The organism is Chitinophaga sancti, assembly GCF_034087045.1.
Classification (GTDB): Bacteria; Bacteroidota; Bacteroidia; order Chitinophagales; family Chitinophagaceae; genus Chitinophaga; species Chitinophaga sancti_B.
This window is the reverse complement of the sequence record NZ_CP139247.1, coordinates 3,121,518-3,145,634: the sequence shown is the minus strand read 5'-3', so window position 1 is coordinate 3,145,634 and position 24,117 is coordinate 3,121,518. Positions and strand designations below refer to the sequence as shown.

The following is a 24,117-nucleotide window of genomic DNA, read 5'->3' as shown; positions in this document are numbered from 1 at the left end:
TGTGCGATTAGTTCACGAAAAATGGATCAACAGCATGTTCACATATGTTGATAGTTACTCTAAGCTCATGACATAATGCTTCCCCTGCTTATTTATGTTTTGTTTTACTAGCGGTCGCAAAAGTATACGATTTTTGAAATTACAAAATATTGTTAAATTCGTTTCATCGCATTTAATAATTTATTAACATTCTTAGGGCTTACTACCTAGAATGCTTGTACTTTCTTTGCACCCGTTTTTATATCGGAATACGTGAACTAAAATAATCCAAATGCCATCGAGAAGAGCTATCAACCAGTTGATTTTCTTATCCTTGTGTCCTCTACTATCCCTATGGGCACAGAAAAAAGAATACAAGGTGATCAACATCGGGTTTTACAATCTTGAAAATTTTTTCGACACAATCCATCAGGAACATGTAAACGACTATGAATTTTTACCAACAGGAAAAAAGGGGTATACGAGTGAAGTATACCAGGACAAAGTAAAGCACATGGCCAGTGTTGTAACTGACATGGGCAAACAATTTTCACCGGATGGCGTGGCTGTTTTAGGTGTGGCAGAGATTGAAAATGAAGGAGTTTTGAAAGACATGATCAATACAGGCAAGCTACCTTACAAGATCGTACACTATGACTCTCCTGATAAACGCGGTATCGATGTGGCATTGTTATACAACCCTGCATATTTTACTGTTATAAGTAGCAAGTCACTCACAGTGCAACTTCCAGATGGCTATCCCACCCGTGATGTATTGTGGGTGACAGGGAACCTGGATGGTGAAGTGTATCACATTTTTGTGAATCACTGGCCATCACGTCGTAATGGAGAAGCTGCTTCTGCACCGGGACGTGCCATTGCAGCAGGTGTGGGCAGACATATTATAGATAGCCTGTTCCGGATAGATCCGAATACAAATGTGGTGTTGATGGGTGACCTGAATGACAATCCTACTAATGAAAGTATGACCAGTGTATTGAAAGCAAAAGGTGATGCGGAGAAATTGAAAGAGAATGAATTGTTTAATCCCTGGATGGCGTTTTTCAAAAAAGGGATTGGTACACTGGCATACCAGGATTCATGGGCATTATTTGATCAGATTGTGATGTCTCAGCATTTATTGAATAAGGATGATGGGCATTATCACTTTTACAAAGCGAATATTTTCAAGAGAGACGATATGATTCAGACTTCTGGCAGATATCAGGGGTATCCTAAGCGCACTTTTGATTTTGACAACTATATGGGGGGTTTTAGTGACCACTTTCCAACTTTCATTACTCTTATAAAAGCTAATTGATGCAAGCGAAAAAATTATTATTGCCAGCTGCGTTCTTATTATTGATCCTTGCTGCCTGTGAGAAACAGGGAGATGTGGCGGTAAAACCGGCTGCGAGTACACCAGACACAATTCGCTATTCAGGTGGAGGGTCTTCTGCTGATACATGCGGGACTTATACTGCTAATACAAGTGACGATAGTCATATCTTATTAGGAAACCCCTCAAGTGCACAACCTTGTATAGAGTTTCCGGCCAACTATTTAATTGACAGGGATTATTGGGTTGGATCTTATAATAGTTTACGTGGCGGACCGAATTGGGTGAGCTGGCATTTGCAGGCGAGTGATGTGGGAAGTTCCGGAAGAACGGATGATTTCAGGGCGGATACAGAGTTGCCTTCAACATTTTACCAGGTGCAGAGTACGAGTTTCACCAGTTCAGGATTTGATAGGGGACATAACTGTCCTTCAGGAGATAGAACGAGTTCTGTTGCTGCGAATGAGGCTACTTTCCTGATGAGTAATATGATTCCGCAGGCGCCGAATAATAACCAGAAGGCGTGGGCTACGTTTGAGGATTATACAAGGAATACGCTGGCGGGGAGTGCGAATGAGTGTTTTATTATCATGGGTAGTTATGGTACAGGTGGTACTGGTTCTGCGGGTGCGGCAACTACGATTGATGGTGGAAATGTGACTGTGCCAAGGAAGGTTTGGAAGGTAGTAGTAGTGATTCCTGTGGGAGATAATGATCTGAGCCGTATCACCAGCAGTGCTACTGTTGTGGCGATTGATACACCGAATGATAATACGACGGTATCTACTAACTGGAAGGAATATATTACTACTGTGAAGGCGATTGAAGATTCTACGGGGTATAGTTTGTTGAGTAACTTACCGACGGATGTGCAAACGGCTTTAAAGGCTAAGGTATACGTGCCATAAATAGCGAAAGCATTGAGAATTTCCCTGCGGGAAATTCTCAATGCTTTCGGAGGGGCGAACGGTATTAAAAATTCAGATTTAGATTTTCTTGAGGAAAATCTAAATCTGAATTTTTAATACCGTTCGTTTTTTATATAATGTTTACATCGATTACGCCTTCTGCATTTGTGAGTTTTGCGATGCAGTCATCGCTTAGATGGCGGAGATGGAGTTTCTTGCCGGCTTGTTTATACCGTTCAGTTAATTTACCTAATGTCTGAATCGCACTCATGTCTGTAACGCGACTATCATTGAAATCTATAATGACTTCTTCCGGATCATTGTCAATATCGAAGCTCGCATTGAAAGTGCTGATGGCACCGAAAAACAGCGGGCCATTTACTTCGTAATGTTTGATCCCTTTTGCATCGATATAGTTTTTTACCTGCAATTTATGCGCACTTTCCCATGCAAAAACAAGCGCTGAGATTACCACGCCTGCAAGTACAGCCAGGGCAAGGTTGTGCAACCATACAGTGATAAGGGCCACGAGAATACCAATGATGACATCGTGACGGGGCATTTTGTTGATGATGCGGATACTGATCCATTCAAAGGTACCGATAGCTACCATCATCATTACACCAACCAGCGCTGCCATGGGAACTTTTTCAATGATGGGCGCACCAAATAAGATCACCATCAATATGGTGATGGCTGCAATAATGCCGGAGAGCCGCGCTCTGGAACCAGCGGAGAGGTTCACAAAGGTTTGCGCGATCATAGCACATCCACCCATGCCGGTGAAGCATCCATTTAAGATATTTGCAGAACCCTGCGCAATGCATTCTTTATTATTCCGGCCTTTGGTGCCGGTAATATCATCTACTACATTTAATGTAAGGAGCGATTCTATTAAGCCTACACCTGCCATTACAAGGGAGTACGGGAAGATGAGTTTTAATGTATCAAAGGTCCAGGAGATAGCTGGGATATGGAATGGAGGAAAACCGCCGCTGAGCGCTGCGATATCTTTTACGGTTTTGGTGTGTATCCCAAAAACGAATACGAGCAGGAATATGATGATGATGGCGACAAGTGATGCAGGTACTGCTTTCGTCAATTTAGGAAAGAAGAAGACAATCGCGATGGTTAATAATACCAAGCCAAGCATGATGTATAAAGGAGAACCTGACAACCATTCTCCACCAGCTAATTTGAATTGTTGTAATTGTGCTGTGAAGATGATGATGGCTAATCCATTTACAAATCCATACATCACCGGCTGAGGTACGAGTTTAATAAACTTCCCTAATCTAAATACTCCGACTAAGATTTGTATAAGTCCTGCCAGCATAACAGCGGCAAATACATATTCGATACCATGGGATTGCATTAATGCAATCAATACGACGACTGTCGCTCCTGCACCACCCGATACCATACCGGGGCGCCCACCCAAAACGGCAGTAACCAGGCCCATGATAAAAGCGGCATATAAGCCAGTTAATGGAGAGATATTGCAAAGGACAGAGATTCAGGAATCATGGTCATGGCTACCGTAAGGCCAGCCAGGATTTCGTTTTTGTAATCGACTTTTTGCTTAAAGTCAAATAAATTCAGGTAGGCCATGTTGATGTATTATGCGTGCGCGGGGCGCAAAGTTACTCGATTTTCCCCGGGATTCAATTAATTTCGCATAATGCCTGCATTAGCAAACATCTTCTTTAACCTCCTTAAGCACCACCGTGGGTATATTCATCAACAGATTGCACTCGCTACAGCAGACTTTTTGCCTGAATTATTGAATAAACCAAGCAACTCCCAGATGAACATTTATCACCGGAAGTATTATTTGAAGTGATCAACCTATTACTTGTCTGAATGAATGCTGATATTCTTACCTGAAAGTACAAACTGGCTATCGCCCCTGTAGGCGATAGTTTCAGGAAATCTAGGCCGGGTAGCTACATGCGCCTTTACCACTTCAAAGATGAAAAAGTTATAAGCATTGATGAGCTTACGATCATGAATTTTACATTCAAAGCTGGCAAAGCATTCTTTTATTAATGGTGCTTTTACGATGCTGGCTGCCTCGGCAGTGAAGCCTATTGCTGCAAACTTATCTGTATCTGCACCCGTACAGTTCCCCACTGCAACTACTTTCTTAGCGATATCAGCAGTAGGGATGTTGATCACACATTCTCCACTTTTATTGATCAGGCCGAAACTATAATTACTCCCTGAGATCATACAACCAATCAGGGATGGTACAAACTCCATTACAGTGTACCATCCCATTGTCATAATATTTTGCTTGCCTTTGTAAGCAGATGTAACGAGGACTGTAGGTGTGGGTTCTAAGAATCTCCTTACATCCTCTACCGGAAAATCTTTTTTCATTTTAGTTTGAATCTTGTCTTTGGCCAGAACCTATTACTCCTGTAGACTCATTTGTCGCATCAGGTAAATTCTCTTTTGTCAACACAGGCTCATTTGGATTGGGCCTGTCTTTGTATTTACGCCCTGTGATCAGATCACCATCTCTCTCCCCATTATGCTGGGTGATATACTCCCGCTCATTCAACGAAGCCTCATGCTGCGGCAGTTTCTCTCCTGCAGTATTATGACTTGGCTCATTGGCTTTACGTGCATTAGCTGCAGAAATCTTTGAGCCAAGCAGATCATTCATCCACACATGTAATTTAGTTTTATTACCGGAAATAATTTTCCGCTCACCTTTCATCAGGGCTTTAAATCCATCCTGTGCCACCATCTCAGGAGAAGCCAGGTTCGTTTCTCTATAAGTGACAGTATCCTCCTGCCCTGCTTTGTGGAAAAAGTCTGTATCTGTAGCTCCAGGTAATAAAGCTGTGATAGTAATATTTGTATCACGCAGCTCATCTGCCAGGGCAGCACTGAATGACAGGACGAATGCTTTGGTAGCAGCATATACTGCCAGCAATGGCATTGGCGTAGTACCCGCCTCTGACCCTACCTGCAGGATCTTCCCTTCGTTGCGACGCACCATGTCACGCAGAAATACCTTGGTGAGTGACACCAGACCGATGATATTCAGATGAATGATATCAATGTCACGCTCCAGGCTGGTATCTACGAATGGTCCCCATTCACCTTGCCCCGCATCATTGACCAATACATCTACAGTAATACCCATTTTCTTTGTTTGTTCGTAGATCTCTTCAGCAGCTTCCGGTGCAAATAAATTCCTGGCTATAGGAGTGACTTCTACCGTGTAACTTTTCATCAACTCATCTGTCACCTCTTTCAATCGTTCTTCATTTCGTGCTATCAGGATCAGGTTGTAACCATCATTTGCAAAGCATTTCGCCAATTCAAAACCAATTCCACTGGTAGCGCCTGTTATAAGCGCATACTTGTTTCTATTCTCTATATTAACAGGTTTCATAAAGTTATATTTTTATCCTTAGTGAAGTACAAAGATGAGGCCACGTGATTGCTTAGACTGGTAGGATATTTTAATACTGAAAATGAAAAACCGGATTGATTATGATGGATAAAATGCTTGAGAACGCTTACCATTGGCTCGTTCTCTATGGACCCAGAATCGCACTTGCATTGTTTATTCTATTAGCTGGACAATGGGTGATACATATCATTAAGAGGTGGTTGTTAAGAACCCTGATGAAGCATCGTGATAACACCACACTACGCCCATTCCTCACAGGATTGATCACAACAGTATTACAGGTATTTTTATTATTGGGTGTCATGCGATTACTGGATATCCGCATGACCATCTTTGCTGCTTTAGTAGGATCTATTGGTGTAGCGGCCGGTCTGGCGCTTTCCGGTACGTTGCAGAACTTCACCAGTGGTATTATTATATTATTACTGAAACCTTATAAAGCAGGTGATACGATCAATGCGCAGGGACAAACAGGTATTGTTAGTTCTATTTAGTTATTCAATACAATCATTATCACTACTGATAACAGGGCCGTGATTATCCCGAATTCCAAGTTATCAAATGAAGTCATCATCAAATTAAACAGGCTGTATCATAAGTTTGATACAGCCTGTTTTTCCCTGGTTATCCAATAGAAACAGCTTGTCTTTTTTAAGCAAATCTCAAGAGCTCATTTTTATGTGAAATAACTCTTACATCATTTTCTCCTTCACATTATTGCAAACAGTATGGAATAGATTATCCCAATCCGCTGTAAAGCGATCTATATTAAACCGCCTGAGCGCCATCTCCCTTGCCGCTTTTCCCATCCGTGCAGCCAGCTCAGGATCATTCATCAGCAATTTCATTTTATCAATGAGAAAATCTATATCTGTATGGATAAAACCATTCACCCCATTTTCAATCACCGTGACCAGTTCTGTAGTAGCAAGCCCTATAACGGGTAATCCCTGCATCATCGCTTCGCATACTGCCAGCCCTAAACTGGTATGCCGTACCGGATGAAAGAGGTAACGATATTTACCCCTGAATGCAGGCAACTGCGCAAACGCTACTTCGCCCCCTCCTATCGCATCGTTGCCCATACCTGCCAGGTCTACTGGCACCTCCTTCGTTACATGCTGAAATACATCCCAACCCAGTGCACGACCTCTTTGTGACAGGTGATTGATAACGGTGACACCTTTACCCAGTTCTCCTGTGTAAGGAATATCTGAATCTGTAACACCATGTTCTATCACGGTAACAGGAGTACGGTTATTATCCCACATCAACCTATTATAGTGTGTTACATGCACGAGACAGATGCGACGATCATTAACCGTATGGCGGGTGCCAAACGGGCTTTTGAGCGGGGTATTGTGTTCCAGGTATACTCTGGGTAGCCTGCGCTGAGCAGGTGTCAGGATCTCGTATTGATCTACAAGATAATTCTTGACTGACTGGTACATGATGACATCAAAGTCATAACTCTTTACCATATCAGCCGGTATCTCTATTACATTGCTTCCATATGGGAATGTCCTCCCACGACCATAATAACCGGGTGTACGCTCATCATTTACCGGGATATATATATCATAGTTCCCCTGTGACAGATAATACAAATAGCTACCATGAATATGCCATGTAAAGATTTTCAATCTGGATTCAGAACCAACCCGGGTTGTCATACAATGAGAAATTTGATTTTATAGTAAGTGAATTTGTCCCAATTTTATTGAGTGGAAATAACCAAGCATACAGGTGGTAAGTTCGTCTGATAGTGTTAATGCCTTTACCAGTAATAACAAGAAGCAAACCAACAGTACGCAATGGGTAAGGAACGCCTGTAATGGGGGTATTTATTCATATGAAAGTACGTCTCAGCAGCAGGGTTTGGAAGTGGCTGAGCAAGTTGTTCCCCAATTATAGGAACCATGGGAACAAATGAAGCAATAGCACAGATCGCCGGGATCCTTTACCTACCTTGAAGAAACAGGTTGGTAAGTGAATGTAGGTACCAGGAAAACCTATTTACCTGATTGCTCATGATAAGCCTTTTCCCAGTCCAATAGGGCTGCTTCTATTGTATTACCTTCCCCAAATACTGACTGGTCTGTACCTGCCCCTAATACGCAATAATACATATCGCCGTCTGTATATACGTCTGGACGAAAATTGAGAACAGGTGCAGGTAGATTCATAGAAGTGAAATCTACCTGTACCTTTTCTTTATCAAGAGATGTGTGCTTCATATTATAATTCATTTCTGTCACCGCCTACGCTGTACGAATTGTTTTCTTCATCTTCTGCACCTGTGCTTTCATTGTCATCATCCAATTCACTACCAGGTACATCCAGGTCTTCACCTGATAGCTGACCGGTTTGTTCTTCCAGTAATTCACCCTCATCATCTACATTATCCAGTTGGGCGCGTTTCAGATCACCAGCGCCTTCATCGCCAGGTGTGACGTTTGCACTTGCATATAGATCCTGTCTTTCCTGACGGGATACATTGCTACGTTCATCAGTGATCAGTTGTTCATCGTCTGTTTCAATCGCATCTTTTGGACTGCCATTCAAATCGTCGAGTACGCCATATCCCTCTTCATCATCGGAGGCGGGGGTAGGCACACGGCCAGCATTTGGCGGCAACGGCTCTACATTTTCCTGACCGGGTATATCATTTACTTCAGGCATGTCTATCATTGTCGTTTCTGATTTCATACGATCCTGATCATGCTTTGAATCCTGTATATCAGTTGTATTTGTTTTCTTGTTTACCATAACATTATTTTCTTTCTAAATAACAATAATGAGGCCATGCCATTTTTTGCATGATTCCAGGTTTGCACTACCCATTTAAAATAAATTCACACTCTAAAAATTTCATTTTATGGATAAGACAAAAGAACAACCCGAACATCCATCTCAAAAATAAAAGCGGATGAAGCCGGCAAATAACTGGCCCTCTATTTGTACTATCCTTACTATTCACTAAAACTTCATTTTATGAAAAAGTCAAATGATCAACATCCTTCCCAGGATCAACAAAACAGGCAAAAGGCCTTTGATGATCAAAGACGCAGAAGAATGCAGGAAGGTGATAAAAATGAAAGGAAGACTGCGGATACAAACAAGACGGACAACAGTAACAACACGTTACAGCCGCAGCACAAACCACTTAAATAGTGTTTTTTTCTAAAAAGCAGACAGGCAGTATCATACGACACTGCCTGTTTTTTTTTGCATTTGTCATTTAGGACATCGGCGGATAAAAATGAATTGCTTCTTTCCCAGAAAACGATCTGTTTCTTTCCATAATTTATAATCGTATTCAATGAGTTCATTGAGTGCATAATCCCATATGTTGTTATCGAAACGACATTCTCCGATAAATGTACCTCCGGGTTGCCTGCTCAGGTAAATTTTAATCCAGTAGAAATCTTTGTAATCATGATCGGGTTCAGTGATCTCTCTTTCAAATACTTCTTTGATAGCGGGATAAAGAATGTCGGGAAAAGTGTTGTCCTGGTGCCCGTCCATATCATCCATGAAGGCACCCTGCACCTGCAGGTGACTGTAGTTGAGATGGAACTCATCGCCGGTGGGACTTTTGAGTTCATAGACAGGCTCATAATAACCAAGCAGACATTGGAAGAAGCCAGTGAGGAAACCCCTGAAAAAGGTGTAGGCTCCCTGTGACATTGATTCTTCGGGATCGGTGCCGATAGCAGCCATTTCTTCATACATGATATTGTCTCCCTTCAGGCGGATCAGAAAGGCCAGGTGATATACTTTTACATCATTGCCGTGGTCCTGTTCCCCTAATACGTTACAAACAATTTCAAGCTCGAGTTCCCGCAAATGAACGGTATCGTTTACAGCTTCGATGGTGAGGGTAACAGGTACTTCAAAATCAAACGATTGAATAGCGTTTGCCAGATGGGTTGCCAGAGTGGGTACAAGTACATTCGTTTCCATGCGGGTTTCCAGGTTAGTTTCGACAAACTTATTAAATTTTTGGCTATTAATTGCCGTGGTTGGTGCATGGCCCCCTGCCAGAATATGCTTAAATTGTTTGTTCAATTAAACCCCATTGTTATGATTAAAACTAGCAAAGCCTTCAGCGGATTTTCTGTCAATGATATTCAAAAAGCGAAAACCTTCTACCAGGAGAAACTGGGGATGGAAGTGACGGATGGACCTATGGGGGTGATGGAACTGCATATAAATAACGATTCAAAAGTACTCGTGTACCCTAAGCCTACGCATACCCCAGCTTCTTATACGGTATTGAATTTCCCGGTAGACAATATTGATCAGGCTGTGGATGAGCTGAGTAGTAAGGGTGTCCGGTTCATAAAGTATGGCGGGGAGTTAAATACAGATGATAAGGGGATTTTCAGGGGTGGCGGGCCATTGATTGCCTGGTTTGAGGATCCTGCAGGGAATATATTGTCGGTGATCGAATCGCCGGAGAAAAGCATGTAGCACCCCTGTTGGTAATTCACTGCCGGTGTTCGAATCGCCGGAGAAAGGCATGTAGCACCCCTGTTGGTAATTCACTGCCGGTGATCGAATCGCCGGAGAAAAGCATGTAGCACCCCTGTTGGAAATTCACTGCCGGTGTTCGAATCGCCGGAGAAAGGCATGTAGCACCCCTGTTGGTAATTCACTGTCGGTGATCGAATCGCCAGAGAAAGACATGTAGCCAACCCTTCCGGTCATTCACTGTCAGCAATCGAATCCCCCCGGGAAAAGCATATAATTCCTGAAAGGCGTACCTTTGCGCCCATGGATTATTTTAAAAAGCTGCTGGATCTGCTGAAGACTGAAAGAGAAGAAGATCGCCAGTCGTATATTTCACTCACGGAAAAAACATCTGTAGCCGAACGCCGCGCCAATGGCCTCTCCTGGTACCCTATTGCTATCAGGGGAACCGAAATGAGCCGCGGTGACTACCTGACCGTCGAAGTAGAACGTACCACCCACCAGGACATCTCACATCAGCTACGCTTTGGCGTATCTGCCGTGCTGTTCTCCAACCACGATCCTAAAAAAGATAATATAGAAGGCACCGTCTCCTACCAAAGCGGTAACCGCCTGAAAATCACCTTACGCACCGATGAGCTCCCGGAATGGGCAAATGACGGAAAATTAGGCATCGACCTGTCTTTTGATGACAACAGCTACGATGAGATGCAAAATGCCTTAAAACAGGCATCAGGAGCTGATAAAAACCAGCTCGTACAAATCCTGACTGGTGAAAAGTCGCCTACCTTTAATAATGAACTGCCCAGGTTCACCCATCCCCGGCTCAATGCCTCCCAGCAGGACGCTGTGAACAGAATTCTGGCCGCCAATGAACTGGCTATCGTTCACGGCCCTCCGGGAACCGGTAAAACCACGACGCTCGTTCAGGCTATTAAAGCCCTGTATGCACAGGATCGTAAACAGATCCTCGTAGTCGCCCCCAGCAATACGGCTGTAGACTTACTGAGTGAAAAACTCTCCGACGAAGGCATGAATGTACTCCGGGTAGGTAACCCTGCAAGGGTGTCTGAAAGACTCATGTCGCTCACCCTCGATAGCAAAATGGCTGAACACAACAGCATGAAAGAAGTGAAGCGCCTGCGCAAACAGGCGGGTGAGTTCAGGGACATGGCGCATAAATACAAACGGAACTTTGGAAAGGCCGAACGTGAACAACGCAAAGCCCTCTTTGATGAAGCACGTAATATTATGAAGGCTGTGGAAAACACAGAATCTTATATTGCTGAAGACCTTATAAATAAAGCTCAGGTGATCACGGCTACTTTAGTCGGTGCCAACCACTATACCGTGAAGCAACTGAAGTACCATACCGTAGTGATTGACGAAGCCGGACAGGCACTGGAACCTGCCTGCTGGATCCCCATCCTGAAAGCAGAGAAAGTGGTACTGGCCGGTGACCATTGCCAGCTCTCTCCAACTATCAAATCGGACGAAGCCGCGCGTAACGGTCTTGCACATACATTATTGGAGAAGTGTACGGAGTTGCATCCTGAAGCAGTCGTATTGCTGGAAGAACAGTATCGTATGCATGCGACTATCATGGGCTATTCTTCTGCTATCTTCTATCAGGATAAACTGAAAGCACACGCTTCTGTAGCAGCACACCTGCTCTTCTCTGCAGATAGTCCTTTGTCTTTTGTAGATACAGCTGGTTGTGGTTTTGAGGAAAAGACAGAAGGTACCAGTACCACAAATCCGGAAGAAGCTGCGTTCCTGTTTAAACACCTCTCCCAGTTTGTAGATACATTGAACACACATTACAAACCTGCGGATTTCCCCAGTATTGCGATTATCTCTCCTTATAAGCAACAGATACAACTGTTAAAAGAGCAACTGGAGCATTCACCGGCATTACAGCCTTTTGGAAACAGGATATCCGTGAATACAATCGATAGCTTCCAGGGCCAGGAAAGGGATATTGTGTATATCAGTATGACGAGAAGTAATAGTGATAACAAGATCGGTTTCCTTTCTGACATCAGGCGTATGAATGTGGCGATGACAAGAGCCAGGAAGAAACTGGTGGTGATTGGAGATAGTGCCACGCTATCCCAGCTGCCGTTCTATGCTGACTTCATTGCATATGCAGAAGGGAAGGATGCTTACCAGAGTGCGTGGGAATTTATGGATAGTTGATTAATGCCCCCCACAGGCATATACAAATAAACGAGGGAATATACATTTGATACCCGAATAAAGCGAGGCCGTATCTGAATTTATGATACCCCCTCGTTTTTTTATTTCAAGTTTATAGAAGTATTACCTACACAAATCACGTATTAATACGCTAGGCGTTTCTTTTGGGGACATCTACCTTTGTTTCACCACAACAAAGCTAAGTTTCGTCACCCCAAAAAAAACGTCATGGAAAATCTGAAGATTCCCGGTCTGTCAGCGGAGCAACTATTTACCCGCCAGACCTTTTTATTGCAGTCATTCATTTCACAGCCTGCTATCACCAACACCAACACTACATGGGAAGAACTTTCCTGCGTAGGCTACAATCCTTCCAAAGGCAAGCTGGAAGCGATTGTAAGCATCAAGCAAGCCACCGGTTACAGCGGAGGACTCTGTACCAATGGCTCTAAAGAATACGTCCGCTTCTTTGTAGACTTCAAAGATGGCAGCGGTTTTCAGGATATGGGATACACCAGCTTCAAGGTAGCTGACATCTCTGAAGCACCTGCGGGTCCGCAACATCCATTGAAGTACATGACATTCCTGTACATCAATGATGAGAAATACCGCCGCTTCCTCGCCTGTAACCAGGCCGTGATACCAACTGTAAGAGCGGTATTATCATGGAACAGCATCCCCTCTGCTAACCCAAACGACAAGCCATACTATGGCAATGTGAAAGATGTGAATATTCAACTGCCCCGCAAAAAGTTCATCATCTGGAATGATATCTTCACCGCCCTGAATGTGAAGGAGAAACCAGACTTTCTGGCGAACATTGACCTGCAGGCAAAAGTTGAATTACCAGCTTTAGCTCCTGTGCCACCTTTAGAGCAATTGTACACGACCTACAAGCGAGCACAGGTACCCGATCACCGTACGTTTTACCCTTCTGTAATAGCGAAGATCAGTAACGGCACCAAGCTGTATAAAGCTGCTTCGGGCTATAACCTGACAGATATTGCGCAGCTGAAAGTAGATATCAGCGCTATCTCCAAAATCATTCTGCAGCCTGTAGGACAAGCGGATGTGACCTTTGAAGAATTGACCTGTGTAGGTCTGAATACCGCACAGGATACACTGGGCGCTGTAATCAAAGTAAAGAAGAACAGCGGTTTTAGTGGCGACATGTGTCATGCAGGTTCGCAGGAGCATGTGGCTTTCTGGGCTGACTGGGACAACAACGGCACCTTCACCCAATACCTGGGTACTGCCAGTGTAACCGTTCATGATATCAGCAATATTCCTGAAGATGGTCTGTATTATAATGTAGACCTGCCCATTAATCTGAAAGGACGTATTAAAAGCTGTACAACACCGAACATTATCAGGGTACGTGCAGTATTGTCATGGTCTTCCCTCCCTTCTACTACCAATCCGAATACACTGAACACCTGGGGTAACAGGATAGATGCAGTGGTACAGATCCGTCCAAGCCAGGCAGCGCATGTAGATGCGGAACTGACACTGGTGGGTGGTGTGGACCGCGATGCCATCGATCCGGCCAGCTTCCTGGTAAATGCAGCATCTGTTTCACCCACAAGAAATAATAACCGTCCTTATGGTGGCTGGGTGAGCTTCCATGGTATCATTGACCGTAATGGTTTCAATGGTGAGATTAAATACAAGATCGAGTACAAGCAATTTGGTGCAGCTGATTCTACTTATGCCCCGGTGTCTACTGCTGAAAGTTTTGCAATGATCGATTTCAATCCTGATCCGAACCTGGAATACAGCGATGCGCAGCACCCTGCCGATGGCTGGTTTATTTACAAAGCAAATCCGGCACTGGGTATTTACAATGAATACAATTACCTCGCAGGCTGGAGCACTGGTGGACAGGCGGACGGTAATTACACGATTCGTTTCTCACACACGGATGCATCGGGCAGTGTTGTTCACAAGGATACCTTCTCTATCGTGATTTGCAACGAGCCAATAACGATTAGTCCTACTGCGAATACCACACTGGATTTCAGCAAAACGCTGGACCTGATCATCATCGGCGGCGATTGCCATTGCTATGATAAGACAGAAGCGAAACACATCATCAATGGTGAGCTGCGTGCTACACATCCATTCTTTGCAAACTGGGATTTCAGTCTGCAGCCGTCATCGCATACAAATGGTGCAGCACCTACACCACTGAATCACTACTACAATAGTATCGGTGATACGGGTGATAGCAGTCTGCCATGGTCACTGGATGTAGCGAATATGGATACCTGCGGATATGCATTGAGTATCTCAGCAAATACAAGGGTGATATTGAACAGTAATACACAGTTCCCATGGTATGGAGTGAAGGCTGTGGGATTCTCTGTATCGCAGAAGTGCCCTAACGCATAGTTGCTATTAGTAGTTGTGAAAGTAACAGGCCACATCTGCCCCACAGTTTGTTCTAATAACTGTGTGTGACGCTTGAAAAATTTTCGCCTTGTGAACGAAAGTTTACAAGGCGATTTATTAACCCTACAGCCGGCTCAAATCGTTCCTCCCAATTGCCACTGATCACTTCGTATTGAATACCATATTTCTCCAGTACGTTTCTGTGTGATACTCCCGAAGGCATATTCACCATCCATCCGGACAACAGGAGAATAAGTTCTCTTTAACGTCATTATAAGGATACTATAAGGACATTAGAAGGACATCTATATATCAATTGGATATTGAAGTGATAATTAAGTGACGTATTAGTACTCATTTGGCGTTATTGTCGCATTATTATTTGAAAGAATTCTTTTAATATTGAACACATAACCTCAAAATTGTTTGTTATGGCTATTGTTAAAGACAACTTACTCCTCTATGCCGTCCGGGGTACCCTTGGAAAGCAATTCACGATTTACGAACGGAATGACCAGATTATCATTGCGAAAAAGCGCGGTCCATCAAAGGGAAAACCGACAAAAAAGCAGTTGGCAGCGAGGTTTAAAATGCGCGTTGCGGCAGCTTATGCGAAGGTGATCATCCAGGATCCGGAGTTGAAAGCTTATTATAAGTCGCTGGCAGGACCCGGACAGAATGCTTATAATATGGCTGTAAAGGATGCTTATAAGTCTCCTGAGGTGCAGCATATCAGGTTCGAAGAAGAGACGGTGGTAGTTACTGCTAAAGATGAATTCCGGGTAGCAGAAATGCAGGTACGGGTGATAGACAATGATGGTGTCATTCTTGAAAGAGGTGCTGCTGTATTAGGCCGGAATGGCGTGGATTGGTATTATAAAGTCAATGTGTTGCCGCCAGGAGGAAAGGTGATTGTAGTGGCGGTGGATTTACCGGGGAATGAAACAGTGAAGGAATTACTAATCACATAAAAAAAGCCGCCTCATTGATGTATGAGACGGCCAGTTATTTATTATTTCACCTGCAATAGATACTTGTGCATATCATCACCGGGCTTCACTCCTATTTTTTTCAATTTAGATAAATAGTAGCTTTTTACATCTTCCCATTTGTAATACGGATAACAAGTAGTCTTTACAGGCAATGCAACTTCTCTCTCATTCAGTAAAACTTTGAGGAGGAATTGCTTTCCATTGCTGTAAATGATCCATTGAATATTCGCACTCAATGGAATAATATTCTCTGCCTTCCAGTTTTTATCAAAATCATAAATACTGGCAGCGGGTACGCTTGCTTCCCTAATTCCCATCAGCGTAGCTAATGGAGAAATCGCTTCTGCATGCGAGAACCTTAACACCGCATCTTTATTCAGCTTCCCTTTTGTCAGCGCATCGGTAGAGGTAACCAGATCCAATAACAAAGGCGCTGCAATTCTTGATTGTATACCTAATGTATCCAACCCTGCACCTTTTTCAAGAAAATCTGCCGCATTGTTTATTTTGTTCAGCCATTGCAACTCTTCCTGTGTAAAAGCTTTTCCGAAATCGAAATGCACCTTTGCCTGCTGCATTTCCATCACCAAAGAAAACTGGATACTGTAGAGGTCATATAACCATTCTGCGACTGCTGTTTGTTCTTTTTCTGGCAGGGCAGTCGTAAAGATTCTTTTACAGATGTCACCCGCTATTTTCCGGGAGAGCGGGTCTTGCTGCAATGAATCCACTCTCTCTGCAATCACCTTTCCATCTTTAAATGCATTATACGCAGGTGAAAGATCATAAAACCGAAGCACATTCTCATTCGTGTCCTGCACCATCTTAAACGCTATCTTTCCTTTGTAATCTGCAAATGCTTTCAGGAATCCATCCGCACTCTGTCTTGTTCTCTTTTTATGCGTTACCGCTATCGTTACTCCACGACCTTTGAAAGCAGGGGCCTCCCTTTTTATTAATCGCTCTGCTATGGCATGCTGCTCCGCATCGCCCAGCAAACTGATATTCTCGTAATTATCCTTCTCTATCTCCAGGAACTGTGCTGTCATCACTTTGAGACTATCACCCAGTGGTGTCAGTGCCGACTTATTAAGTAACGCCAGCAACTTTACATCACTCCCTGCTTTCGTCATAAACCGCGCTCCATGCCTGCCTGTGTAATTCACATACGCTGCCGTATACCCTTTCGGTACCGGTGTATAATTCGCCTGCTTAAACGGATATGGTGTCTTTGTGCCTGTATAACCCTGCCCTACAGCAGTCACACTCAACAATAAAAAGAATACGATCTTATACATACTCATTATTTAGAAGCCAAACTTGTAGTATAGTGTTGGTTGCCGGTTCCATCAGACTGATAAGCACCCATATCCACACCCGGTTGAAGAATAGTAGCACCATAAGTACCCCCTGTCGTTACCTTCGCCTGTGCCTGGAAACTATCTGCATCACCCTTTCTCAGACCAGGAGAACCCGGGAGCAGTGACCAGTTGTAAGACTGTGCCGTAAGGATCGTCAATGGCATTTTTGATATATCCAATGGAGGTGTCACAGTAGAAAAATCAAACTGATCTACATCGTATGAACCAAAGAGAGGATTCTTATCTTTTACTGATGCGCTGCTAATGTCGGCACTACCTGCTCTGGCCACACCATCAGTTGAATTGAACTGTTTGATCATGTACTGTGCATTGGCATAATAATACTGGTTGTTATGCGCAATGTGTGTAGTATCCGCATCTGATGTAACTCTCAGTCCAAAGCGACAGTTTACGATTATGTTGTTATAGATCTTACCCTGCGCACCTTTTTCATAGTTGATAGAACCACCACGACCTGACTTTACCTGGCGCATACCGCCATTCAGTATCGTGTTATTGTAAACATACACATTTGTCTGCACAGTCGCACCACCACTGTTAGAAACTTTGAAGGAATTAGTAGCAGCGCCGATCGATACATTGTATGCCACATCGCCTACAGTACCGGCTTTCATGTTCAGCGACTCACCACCTGCTTTACCACAGGCTTCAAAAGTATTACGCATAAAACTGATGTTACCATGCAGAATGCGGATACCATCGTCCGTACTACCATAGAACCAGGAATCTTCTACAATCACCTGGCCATCGATATTTGTATAACTGAGGAAGTTACGCGGATCGCCGGAAGCAAATACCGCCGGATCAGCTGCATCACCTGCAGGACCACCAGCAAATTCCAGGTGTGTCCATTTAATGATTACATCACCACTGCTTTCGCCACACTGAATACCACCCCAGAAACCAGCACCGATATTCGATGTGGTACGCAGGCTATCCAGTACGGTAATGAAGTTGTTATTATCTTCTGTACCTAAACTGATGAATGTACCATTGCAAGTGATCTGCGGACTGGTAGCGGTGGTTTTACCATCACCCAGTGCGATCAGCCTGGTACCTTCCTGCATGAGTAAAGTATCGCCCGCATTGATCGTAATATCAGAGCTGAAGTAATAGGTGCGACCTGATTGAAGCGTTCCTTTTACAGAACCGGTCAATGTATCGGACGTAATAGTCTGGCCTACTGTTACAGAAGCCGTAGATACCTTTACAGATTCTTCTTTATGACAGGCACTGAAAGCAACTCCCAGTAAGCCTAACAGCAATATATTTTTTGTTTGCATTGTGATCTTATTTTGTTGGTCTTATAATTTGAATTTTACACCCAGCAGGTAGTTTGCACCATAAGTATCTTTACGAACAAATGTGTTCTTGCCCAATGTCTGGTAAGGCACACTGCCTGTAATACCACTTGCAGTATAAGGCTGCCTGATCTCCAGTTCGTAAGGTGTATTCAGGATGTTGTTCACCTTGGCATATACAGCAAAACGCTTGCAGAATCTCTTTTCGATAGAGAAGTCCATCTGTGTAAAACCTTTCTGCCAGATATCGTTATCCAGGAACTGTGATACGGTGTTGATCCTTCTGCTGGTATAACCCAGTGCCAGCTGTGCGTTCAGACCCAGTTTGTTGTCATCTTTGAACAACAGGGAAACGTTTGCCACGTGTGCAGATTGGCCCTGCAATGGTCTTGTCTGATCTACCTGTTTCTGAGAAGTACCGGTAGATGTGCTATAATATAACGTTTTCGCAGTAGTGATCGCAGAGTGTGTATACGTGTAGTTTGCTCTTACACCAAACTTGCGCAGGTATTTGGTTACATCCAGTTCAAAACCGTAGTTGCTGGCTTTACCAAAGTTGTCCGGCATGTAGTATACATTGGTACCCACGTTTTCCAGTGCGTATTCAATCGGGTTGTTCAGTCTCTTGTAGAATACACCTGCCAGTAACTGATCCAGTCCTTTTGGATAGTATTCATAACGGAGGTCAAAGTTATCGGCAGTGGTTCTCTTCAGGTTAGAGTTACCTTTCTCCTGGTAGTCAGCATCCGGATCGCCACCTGTGTGTGGGATCACTTCGTAGAAGTTAGGACGGCTGATAGCGGAGTAGTAAGATAAGCGAACTGCCTGATGCCTGTCGATAGTGTATTTCAGCAAACCACTTGGCAATACGTCGTAGTAGTTGATAGAACCGGTTTTGCCAGATACCGTTTTAGGTACGGCGCTGTTCCAGTTCAGTTCAGTATGCTCGTACCGGGCACCACCTGTCAGTTCTATCCTGCGCCAGGTGATCTTTGCCATGGCATAACCCGCACCTACGTTTTCAGTAGCGTCGTAGTTGAGCGCATTGGTAGAAGTACCTTCGCCATTGAATACAGTGAAGTTGTTATTGTTGATATTGCCGTCGTATGTCTGTGTGCTTGGATCGGTAGGGCGAAGGGTGTAATTATCGTAGGTGCTGGTCCTGGTTTTGTTGCGGTACATACCACCTACAGACCAGTCAACCTTTGCAGCTGCGATATCAGTTTTATAAGTAAAATTCAGGTAACCAGCTTTGTCCTGGTCTGAGTTGCGGGTGAACTCACGGGTAGAAGTACCATCCAGATATAGAGGAGATTGAACCAGTGCGCCAGTGGTTGCATCCTTGCTTACACCGGTGGTGAGGCTCAGGGTAGCTTCGTCAGGTCTGTTGTCAGAAGCTTTGCTATATACAGCGGACCAATCCATGTGCAGGTGTGGCAGGATCTCGTGGTTACCACTCAGGGTTGTGTTGAAGATCTGCTGTACATCGTGGTAAGTTCTGTAGCTGTTGCTGATGCGACCTGTTCCTTCGCCGGTACGGCCCAGTATCAGGTTGGTATCTGACTTGCTTCTGAATTCATTCTTAGCCAGGTTCATGTAGGCTACATATAATTTGATCTGGTTCCTGTCATTCAGTTTCAGGTCAAATTTGGTATGCAGGCCACTACGCTGCTGCTGGATAGAGTAATTCCTGGATTCGATGCTGGTTACTTTTGCATCGCCGTTGTTCATGTCTGTTTCAGTATCGAAGAAAACAGAATTTACATTACGGTAGTTATTCTGATAGCTACCTGCTACGATAATGCCCAGTTTATCTTTCCATACACGACCGCCTGCAGACAGGTTGAAGAGGGTATTGATCGGATTATGTTTGGTATTGTAAGTGAAGGCGCTGTTTGGAAAATCCTTCATGGTAGCCTGATAACCGGCAGCGTTGGTAGCACGTGGAGATGCATCCAGACTAGCGCTGTGATTGAAGGTCGTGAAGTCCTGATGTGCAAATTTATCTGCATAACCCACAGCGGCATTTGCACGGAAGGTGAGTTGATCAGGGGCATCTTTCATCACCATATTGATTGCACCACCAATCGCATCGCCCTCTCTGTCTGGCGTGAGAGATTTGATCACTTCCAGTCTGTCCAGCAGGTCAGCAGGGAAGATATCCAGTGGTACGTAACGGTTTTTATTGTCAGGGCTTGGGATCTTGATACCATTTACGAGGGTGTAAATGTACCTTTTGTCCATACCTCTGATGATCGGGTACTGGCCCTCACCATTGGTGCTTCTTTCCAGAGAAACGCCGGAGATACGCTGAGAAACGTTGGCTACAGAAAGGTCAGGAGAGATTTCGATGGTTCTGGCAGCAACGGAGTTCATGACTACGTTGGCTCTTCTGTCGGCCTGCATGGCGGAGGCGGCAGTCGTTTTATCGTGCCTGCCGGAGATGTCTACGGCATGGAGCGCGCGTTCTTCTTTTTCCAGCGATACTTTCAGCGTTGCGCCGGCAGAGATGGTACCTGAGAAATGTTTATATCCTACATATTTTACATGTACAGGGTAAGTACCTTCAGGAATGTTTCTAAAAATGAAGGACCCATTGAGCCCGGAAACTACAGATTGTTGTTTTCCTCCGGCTTCGATGGTGATGCTGGCACCTGTTAAAGGCTCGCCGGAAAGTTGATCAATAACCTGGCCGGTCAGATTGATCTTTTGAGAAAAGGCTGAAAGTGTCCCAACAATCAGCATAATGAAAAGAAAGAATTGTCGCTTCATTGTAGCAGTTTTAAAAAGCTGCTGCAAGTTGAAAAAAGGTGCGTTTGAAACCGAAAAACAGGCGTGAACAAAATGTAACAGCGTGAACAGGAGCGTATACAAGACGGCAACAAGGTGTTTTAAGTAATTGTAAATCAATAGTTACATTCTACATTAACAAATTGTTACCGTAACAGGAACGTAGCATATTTAGTTGCATTTGTTTACGGCCCGTTTGGTTTGTTAGAGTGAATGGATGAATGCGGAGAGGCTTTCACCCTCCTCCAAACCCAACTTTTTGCGCAACCTATACCGGCTTACTCTCAAACTATCGGGAGAAATAGCCAGCAAAGTGGCCATATCTTTTGAGTTCATATTGAGTTTTATAAGCGCCGCCAACCGTACATCATTATGACTCAGATCTTCCTTCTTCTTCCGGAGACTGGCAAAGAAATCCTGGTGGATCTGTTCAAATACATCCCGGAATTCATTCCAATACTCATCATGATTAAAACTTACATTGATCTGTTGGAGCACCTGTTGAATCTGTTTCTTCTGATCCCGTTTATCATCTTTCGCCATTACCTCCAGTTTTCCCTTCAATTCTTCCAGCAACTGGTTTTTCTGGATCATGTGAAGGGTATTGGAGGCCAGTTCCTTTCCTTTTATCTCCAGTTCCTGTCTTAATTTATCTTCCTGCAGGTCTTTATTTTCCAGTGCCGTTTGCATCAGTTGCTGCTGTGTGGCATGCATTAACCGCTGCCGGCTCAGGACCACGCGGCCTAATACCAATAATAATATAATAACAACGATGGTGGCGATGGTGATAATGATGTGGATATCCCGGGTATGTTCCAGCCCAATGATCTCAGCATCTTTTTTATTAATATCAAATAAGACACTGAGAAAGGCGGTCTGCCGGTTATTTTCCAAAGAGTATATATCTATGGTAGCTTTGCGGGAGAGTTCTGCGTATAAATAAGCGCTGTCCTTTTGCTGCATGAGGGCGTAAGTTTTGCCTAAATCCCTGTAAGCGGCCCCTTTTTCATAGAGGTCATTGGTTTTTTCGGCCAGTAACAGCGCCTGCCTGGTACGAATGAGGGCTTCATTGTATCGGCCTGTCTTGCGGAAAATGTCTCCGAGGTTATTGAGCACTTCTATGCTGGCTACACTTTCGTGGTCCTGTTCATAGAGGTCGTATGCATGACTATAATAATAATATGCGGAGTCGAACTTCGTGAGGTCTTCGTAAATACTACCGATATTCTCATAGATCTTGGCCATCCCCTGCTTCTTGGCAAGGCTGCTATATTGCAACAAAGCCTTGCGCTGGTAAGAAAAAGCACTGTCATATTTAGCGCTTTTCTCATATAAGTGCCCTATTTTTCCATAGGTCACTGCCAGTCCTTCACCATCTCCGGATTGCTTATAGATAGATAAGGCCTCGTCATATTCTTTACGGGCGATGGGGATCTGCCTGTTATAATAATATAAGATACCCATATCATTCAGGTTGGCAGCGAGCAGGTCTTTCCGGTTTTGTTCTCGGAAGATCTTATCCGCCTTGAGATGATATTCCAAAGCTTGTGGATAATTGCCCAGGTAATAACAGATATTACCCATCTTTTGAAGAGAGATGCCTGTGGTGACATGATCTTTTTCTTCAATAGATTTACTATATACTTCCTTCAATTTCAAAAAGGCAGAGTCGGGAAATTCCAGCGTAGTCTGTTTCGATTGATCTACCTCCTGTGCAAATGCACTATTCACTGCCAATAATAAGCACAATAAGAAAATACGCATACTGCTGGCAAAGAAACACCTTTAATATTAAGTAATTGTTAAGACTTACTATTCAGGATATCCCTGATCATTTTGCGGATTTCCAAACTTACCTGGGCACTCTTTTTTAATTCTGTTTTTGTGAAGATAATACCTGCTACATGGTGTACTTCATCCTGCCACGGATGGGTACCAAAAGCACCGGGACTGCTTGTTTCCAGTATTTTTCCATCAGTGCTTACCACATCAATCCAGTTGCCGATACCATAGCGTACTGGTTTTTCCGGCTGGGGAGAAAACGGATTCCGGGGGTAAGGGGTGTTCTCTATTGCTGCACCATTTGTCTGGTCCTGTAGCATGGTAGCGATGGCGGCTTCGCTTAATACCCTTTTATTATTATAGACGCCTTTGTTCACAATCATTTCAAGGAAGTGCATGTAATCAGTAGCCGATGTTCTCACCCCACCTGCAATCATTGGATTACGAAAGCTCATAATAATATAATTCGCATTCATATCGCAGGGGTTCCCTATTTTCTCATTGAAGAGTGCCTGCCATGATTTGCCGGATATCACTTCAGCAATTCTACCAGCCACCTGCATACTTACGCCGCCATAGTTAAAGTAGGTACCTGCAGGATGAATCATATCAACATAAGCGGCAATGGAATCGACCGCTGTTTCGAGGGTCATAAAAGGTTTACCTTCATAGTGCTGATCGCTATTGCCGGGAAAACCGGATGTGTGCGAGAAGAGCTGACGAATAGTAATATTCCCTTTGTGATATTTTGTAAAAATGGGCAGGTATTTGCCAACGGTATCTGTCAGGGATAATTTTCCTTCATCTACCAATGACAGGATCACGGCACCTGATAGCCACTTAGAACAGGAAGCAATGAGTCGTTTATCATCTACATGCAGGCCCAGTTCTTTTTTATAAATGACCTTTCCATTTTGGGATACCATTACGGCTACGCCATTATCATAAGCATCTGTATGCGCTTCGATAAATTTATCGACAGCAGAGAAATCGTATTGTTGCCCACAGACGATCGTACTGTACAGGCAGAGTAGGATAATCATTATTTTGCTCATAGTTCGAAGGTACATGATCAACAAGGTCTGCTATTATTTTTCCCCGTGAAGCTGTTAAATTTCGCCCTGAATTTCGTTTTCTTACAATACAGG

Annotated in this window: 20 protein-coding genes and 1 pseudogene; 9 read left to right on the top strand and 12 right to left on the bottom strand. The window is 43.9% G+C overall.

What is annotated here, in order from left to right; all coding sequences use genetic code 11:
- The first annotated feature begins 271 nt into the window (after window positions 1–271).
- Together SIO70_RS13120 and SIO70_RS13115 are read left to right on the top strand one after the other, a co-directional pair.
- Complete coding sequence (locus tag SIO70_RS13120; protein ID WP_320581306.1) at window positions 272–1,300, top strand: endonuclease/exonuclease/phosphatase; 1,029 nt, start codon at window positions 272–274, stop codon at window positions 1,298–1,300.
- Window positions 1,300–2,226: a DNA/RNA non-specific endonuclease gene (locus tag SIO70_RS13115; RefSeq protein ID WP_320581305.1), complete on the top strand. Its 927-nt coding sequence runs from the start codon at window positions 1,300–1,302 to the stop codon at window positions 2,224–2,226. Before SIO70_RS13120 ends, SIO70_RS13115 begins: the two co-directional genes overlap by 1 nt.
- A gap of 130 nt (window positions 2,227–2,356) precedes the next feature.
- Here SIO70_RS13115 and SIO70_RS13110 read toward each other — a convergent pair whose 3' ends face one another.
- Window positions 2,357–3,688, bottom strand: coding sequence for a SulP family inorganic anion transporter (locus SIO70_RS13110; protein ID WP_320581304.1), 1,332 nt, complete (start codon window positions 3,686–3,688; stop codon window positions 2,357–2,359).
- A gap of 219 nt (window positions 3,689–3,907) precedes the next feature.
- Between SIO70_RS13110 and SIO70_RS13105 the strand changes: the two genes are divergently transcribed.
- Window positions 3,908–4,069, top strand: a complete 162-nt coding sequence (locus SIO70_RS13105) for a hypothetical protein (RefSeq protein WP_320581303.1) — start codon at window positions 3,908–3,910, stop codon at window positions 4,067–4,069.
- Between the two features lie 8 nt (window positions 4,070–4,077).
- Here the strand turns inward: SIO70_RS13105 and SIO70_RS13100 are convergent, their stop codons facing one another.
- Together SIO70_RS13100 and SIO70_RS13095 are read right to left on the bottom strand one after the other, a co-directional pair.
- A complete protein-coding gene (locus tag SIO70_RS13100) occupies window positions 4,078–4,608 on the bottom strand; it encodes a flavin reductase family protein (RefSeq protein WP_320581302.1) in 531 nt (176 codons plus the stop codon).
- A gap of 1 nt (window position 4,609) precedes the next feature.
- Window positions 4,610–5,635, bottom strand: a complete 1,026-nt coding sequence (locus tag SIO70_RS13095; RefSeq protein ID WP_320581301.1) for an SDR family oxidoreductase — start codon at window positions 5,633–5,635, stop codon at window positions 4,610–4,612.
- Window positions 5,636–5,736: 101 nt separating this feature from the next.
- Here SIO70_RS13095 and SIO70_RS13090 point away from each other — a divergent pair.
- Window positions 5,737–6,291, top strand: a pseudogene (locus SIO70_RS13090) (mechanosensitive ion channel family protein).
- Between the two features lie 57 nt (window positions 6,292–6,348).
- On the opposite strand, the gene SIO70_RS13085 reads toward SIO70_RS13090, so the two are convergent.
- The 3 genes from SIO70_RS13085 to SIO70_RS13075 all read right to left on the bottom strand — a co-directional run bounded on the left by SIO70_RS13085 (window position 6,349) and on the right by SIO70_RS13075 (window position 8,425).
- The gene (locus SIO70_RS13085) at window positions 6,349–7,329 is read right to left on the bottom strand and encodes a glycosyltransferase family 4 protein (RefSeq protein WP_320581299.1); all 981 of its coding nucleotides are present in this window, start codon (window positions 7,327–7,329) and stop codon (window positions 6,349–6,351) included.
- Window positions 7,330–7,668: 339 nt separating this feature from the next.
- On the bottom strand, window positions 7,669–7,893 hold the full coding sequence (locus SIO70_RS13080) for a hypothetical protein (protein WP_320581298.1): 225 nt from the start codon (window positions 7,891–7,893) through the stop codon (window positions 7,669–7,671).
- A gap of 1 nt (window position 7,894) precedes the next feature.
- Window positions 7,895–8,425, bottom strand: coding sequence for a hypothetical protein (locus SIO70_RS13075; protein WP_320581297.1), 531 nt, complete (start codon window positions 8,423–8,425; stop codon window positions 7,895–7,897).
- Window positions 8,426–8,650: 225 nt separating this feature from the next.
- On the opposite strand from SIO70_RS13075, the gene SIO70_RS13070 reads away from it, so the two are divergent.
- On the top strand, window positions 8,651–8,830 hold the full coding sequence (locus tag SIO70_RS13070) for a hypothetical protein (protein ID WP_320581296.1): 180 nt from the start codon (window positions 8,651–8,653) through the stop codon (window positions 8,828–8,830).
- Window positions 8,831–8,893: 63 nt separating this feature from the next.
- Here the strand turns inward: SIO70_RS13070 and SIO70_RS13065 are convergent, their stop codons facing one another.
- On the bottom strand, window positions 8,894–9,727 hold the full coding sequence (locus SIO70_RS13065; RefSeq protein WP_320581295.1) for a DUF6348 family protein: 834 nt from the start codon (window positions 9,725–9,727) through the stop codon (window positions 8,894–8,896).
- Window positions 9,728–9,742: 15 nt separating this feature from the next.
- Here SIO70_RS13065 and SIO70_RS13060 point away from each other — a divergent pair, with 15 nt between their 5' ends.
- The 4 genes from SIO70_RS13060 to SIO70_RS13045 all read left to right on the top strand — a co-directional run bounded on the left by SIO70_RS13060 (window position 9,743) and on the right by SIO70_RS13045 (window position 15,693).
- Window positions 9,743–10,132 (top strand): VOC family protein, encoded by a 390-nt coding sequence (locus tag SIO70_RS13060; protein ID WP_320581294.1) that lies wholly within the window; start codon window positions 9,743–9,745, stop codon window positions 10,130–10,132.
- Window positions 10,133–10,435: 303 nt separating this feature from the next.
- The gene (locus SIO70_RS13055; RefSeq protein WP_320581293.1) at window positions 10,436–12,331 is read left to right on the top strand and encodes an AAA domain-containing protein; all 1,896 of its coding nucleotides are present in this window, start codon (window positions 10,436–10,438) and stop codon (window positions 12,329–12,331) included.
- 228 nt (window positions 12,332–12,559) lie between these two features.
- Entirely contained in the window at window positions 12,560–14,722 is a 2,163-nt protein-coding gene (locus tag SIO70_RS13050) for a hypothetical protein (protein WP_320581292.1), read from the top strand.
- Between the two features lie 431 nt (window positions 14,723–15,153).
- Window positions 15,154–15,693, top strand: a complete 540-nt coding sequence (locus tag SIO70_RS13045; RefSeq protein ID WP_320581291.1) for a hypothetical protein — start codon at window positions 15,154–15,156, stop codon at window positions 15,691–15,693.
- 41 nt (window positions 15,694–15,734) lie between these two features.
- On the opposite strand, the gene SIO70_RS13040 is transcribed toward SIO70_RS13045, so the two are convergent.
- From SIO70_RS13040 to SIO70_RS13020, 5 genes are all read right to left on the bottom strand, one after another.
- On the bottom strand, window positions 15,735–17,012 hold the full coding sequence (locus tag SIO70_RS13040) for a histidine-type phosphatase (RefSeq protein ID WP_320581290.1): 1,278 nt from the start codon (window positions 17,010–17,012) through the stop codon (window positions 15,735–15,737).
- 5 nt (window positions 17,013–17,017) lie between these two features.
- Complete coding sequence (locus SIO70_RS13035) at window positions 17,018–18,379, bottom strand: hypothetical protein (RefSeq protein WP_320581289.1); 1,362 nt, start codon at window positions 18,377–18,379, stop codon at window positions 17,018–17,020.
- A 21-nt stretch (window positions 18,380–18,400) separates the two neighbouring features.
- Window positions 18,401–21,169 carry a TonB-dependent receptor gene (locus SIO70_RS13030; protein WP_320581288.1) on the bottom strand — a complete coding sequence of 923 codons (2,769 nt, stop codon included), beginning with the start codon at window positions 21,167–21,169 and terminating at the stop codon, window positions 18,401–18,403.
- Window positions 21,170–21,391: 222 nt separating this feature from the next.
- On the bottom strand, window positions 21,392–22,951 hold the full coding sequence (locus tag SIO70_RS13025; protein WP_320581287.1) for a tetratricopeptide repeat protein: 1,560 nt from the start codon (window positions 22,949–22,951) through the stop codon (window positions 21,392–21,394).
- A gap of 38 nt (window positions 22,952–22,989) precedes the next feature.
- Window positions 22,990–24,024 carry a serine hydrolase domain-containing protein gene (locus SIO70_RS13020; protein ID WP_320581286.1) on the bottom strand — a complete coding sequence of 345 codons (1,035 nt, stop codon included), beginning with the start codon at window positions 24,022–24,024 and terminating at the stop codon, window positions 22,990–22,992.
- Between the last annotated feature and the right edge of the window lie 93 nt (window positions 24,025–24,117).

What these genes read in the sequence shown, in the direction of transcription:
- SIO70_RS13040 (WP_320581290.1), bottom strand. Translation starts at nt 17,012, where the DNA reads ATGTATAAGATCGTATTCTTTTTATTGTTGAGTGTGACTGCTGTAGGG.
- SIO70_RS13035 (WP_320581289.1), bottom strand. Translation starts at nt 18,379, where the DNA reads ATGCAAACAAAAAATATATTGCTGTTAGGCTTACTGGGAGTTGCTTTC.
- SIO70_RS13105 (WP_320581303.1), top strand. Translation starts at nt 3,908, where the DNA reads ATGCCTGCATTAGCAAACATCTTCTTTAACCTCCTTAAGCACCACCGT.
- SIO70_RS13060 (WP_320581294.1), top strand. Translation starts at nt 9,743, where the DNA reads ATGATTAAAACTAGCAAAGCCTTCAGCGGATTTTCTGTCAATGATATT.
- SIO70_RS13100 (WP_320581302.1), bottom strand. Translation starts at nt 4,608, where the DNA reads ATGAAAAAAGATTTTCCGGTAGAGGATGTAAGGAGATTCTTAGAACCC.
- SIO70_RS13045 (WP_320581291.1), top strand. Translation starts at nt 15,154, where the DNA reads ATGGCTATTGTTAAAGACAACTTACTCCTCTATGCCGTCCGGGGTACC.
- SIO70_RS13025 (WP_320581287.1), bottom strand. Translation starts at nt 22,951, where the DNA reads ATGCGTATTTTCTTATTGTGCTTATTATTGGCAGTGAATAGTGCATTT.
- SIO70_RS13080 (WP_320581298.1), bottom strand. Translation starts at nt 7,893, where the DNA reads ATGAAGCACACATCTCTTGATAAAGAAAAGGTACAGGTAGATTTCACT.
- SIO70_RS13070 (WP_320581296.1), top strand. Translation starts at nt 8,651, where the DNA reads ATGAAAAAGTCAAATGATCAACATCCTTCCCAGGATCAACAAAACAGG.
- SIO70_RS13055 (WP_320581293.1), top strand. Translation starts at nt 10,436, where the DNA reads ATGGATTATTTTAAAAAGCTGCTGGATCTGCTGAAGACTGAAAGAGAA.
- SIO70_RS13115 (WP_320581305.1), top strand. Translation starts at nt 1,300, where the DNA reads ATGCAAGCGAAAAAATTATTATTGCCAGCTGCGTTCTTATTATTGATC.
- SIO70_RS13075 (WP_320581297.1), bottom strand. Translation starts at nt 8,425, where the DNA reads ATGGTAAACAAGAAAACAAATACAACTGATATACAGGATTCAAAGCAT.
- SIO70_RS13095 (WP_320581301.1), bottom strand. Translation starts at nt 5,635, where the DNA reads ATGAAACCTGTTAATATAGAGAATAGAAACAAGTATGCGCTTATAACA.
- SIO70_RS13030 (WP_320581288.1), bottom strand. Translation starts at nt 21,169, where the DNA reads ATGAAGCGACAATTCTTTCTTTTCATTATGCTGATTGTTGGGACACTT.
- SIO70_RS13085 (WP_320581299.1), bottom strand. Translation starts at nt 7,329, where the DNA reads ATGACAACCCGGGTTGGTTCTGAATCCAGATTGAAAATCTTTACATGG.
- SIO70_RS13110 (WP_320581304.1), bottom strand. Translation starts at nt 3,688, where the DNA reads ATGGGCCTGGTTACTGCCGTTTTGGGTGGGCGCCCCGGTATGGTATCG.
- SIO70_RS13050 (WP_320581292.1), top strand. Translation starts at nt 12,560, where the DNA reads ATGGAAAATCTGAAGATTCCCGGTCTGTCAGCGGAGCAACTATTTACC.
- SIO70_RS13120 (WP_320581306.1), top strand. Translation starts at nt 272, where the DNA reads ATGCCATCGAGAAGAGCTATCAACCAGTTGATTTTCTTATCCTTGTGT.
- SIO70_RS13020 (WP_320581286.1), bottom strand. Translation starts at nt 24,024, where the DNA reads ATGAGCAAAATAATGATTATCCTACTCTGCCTGTACAGTACGATCGTC.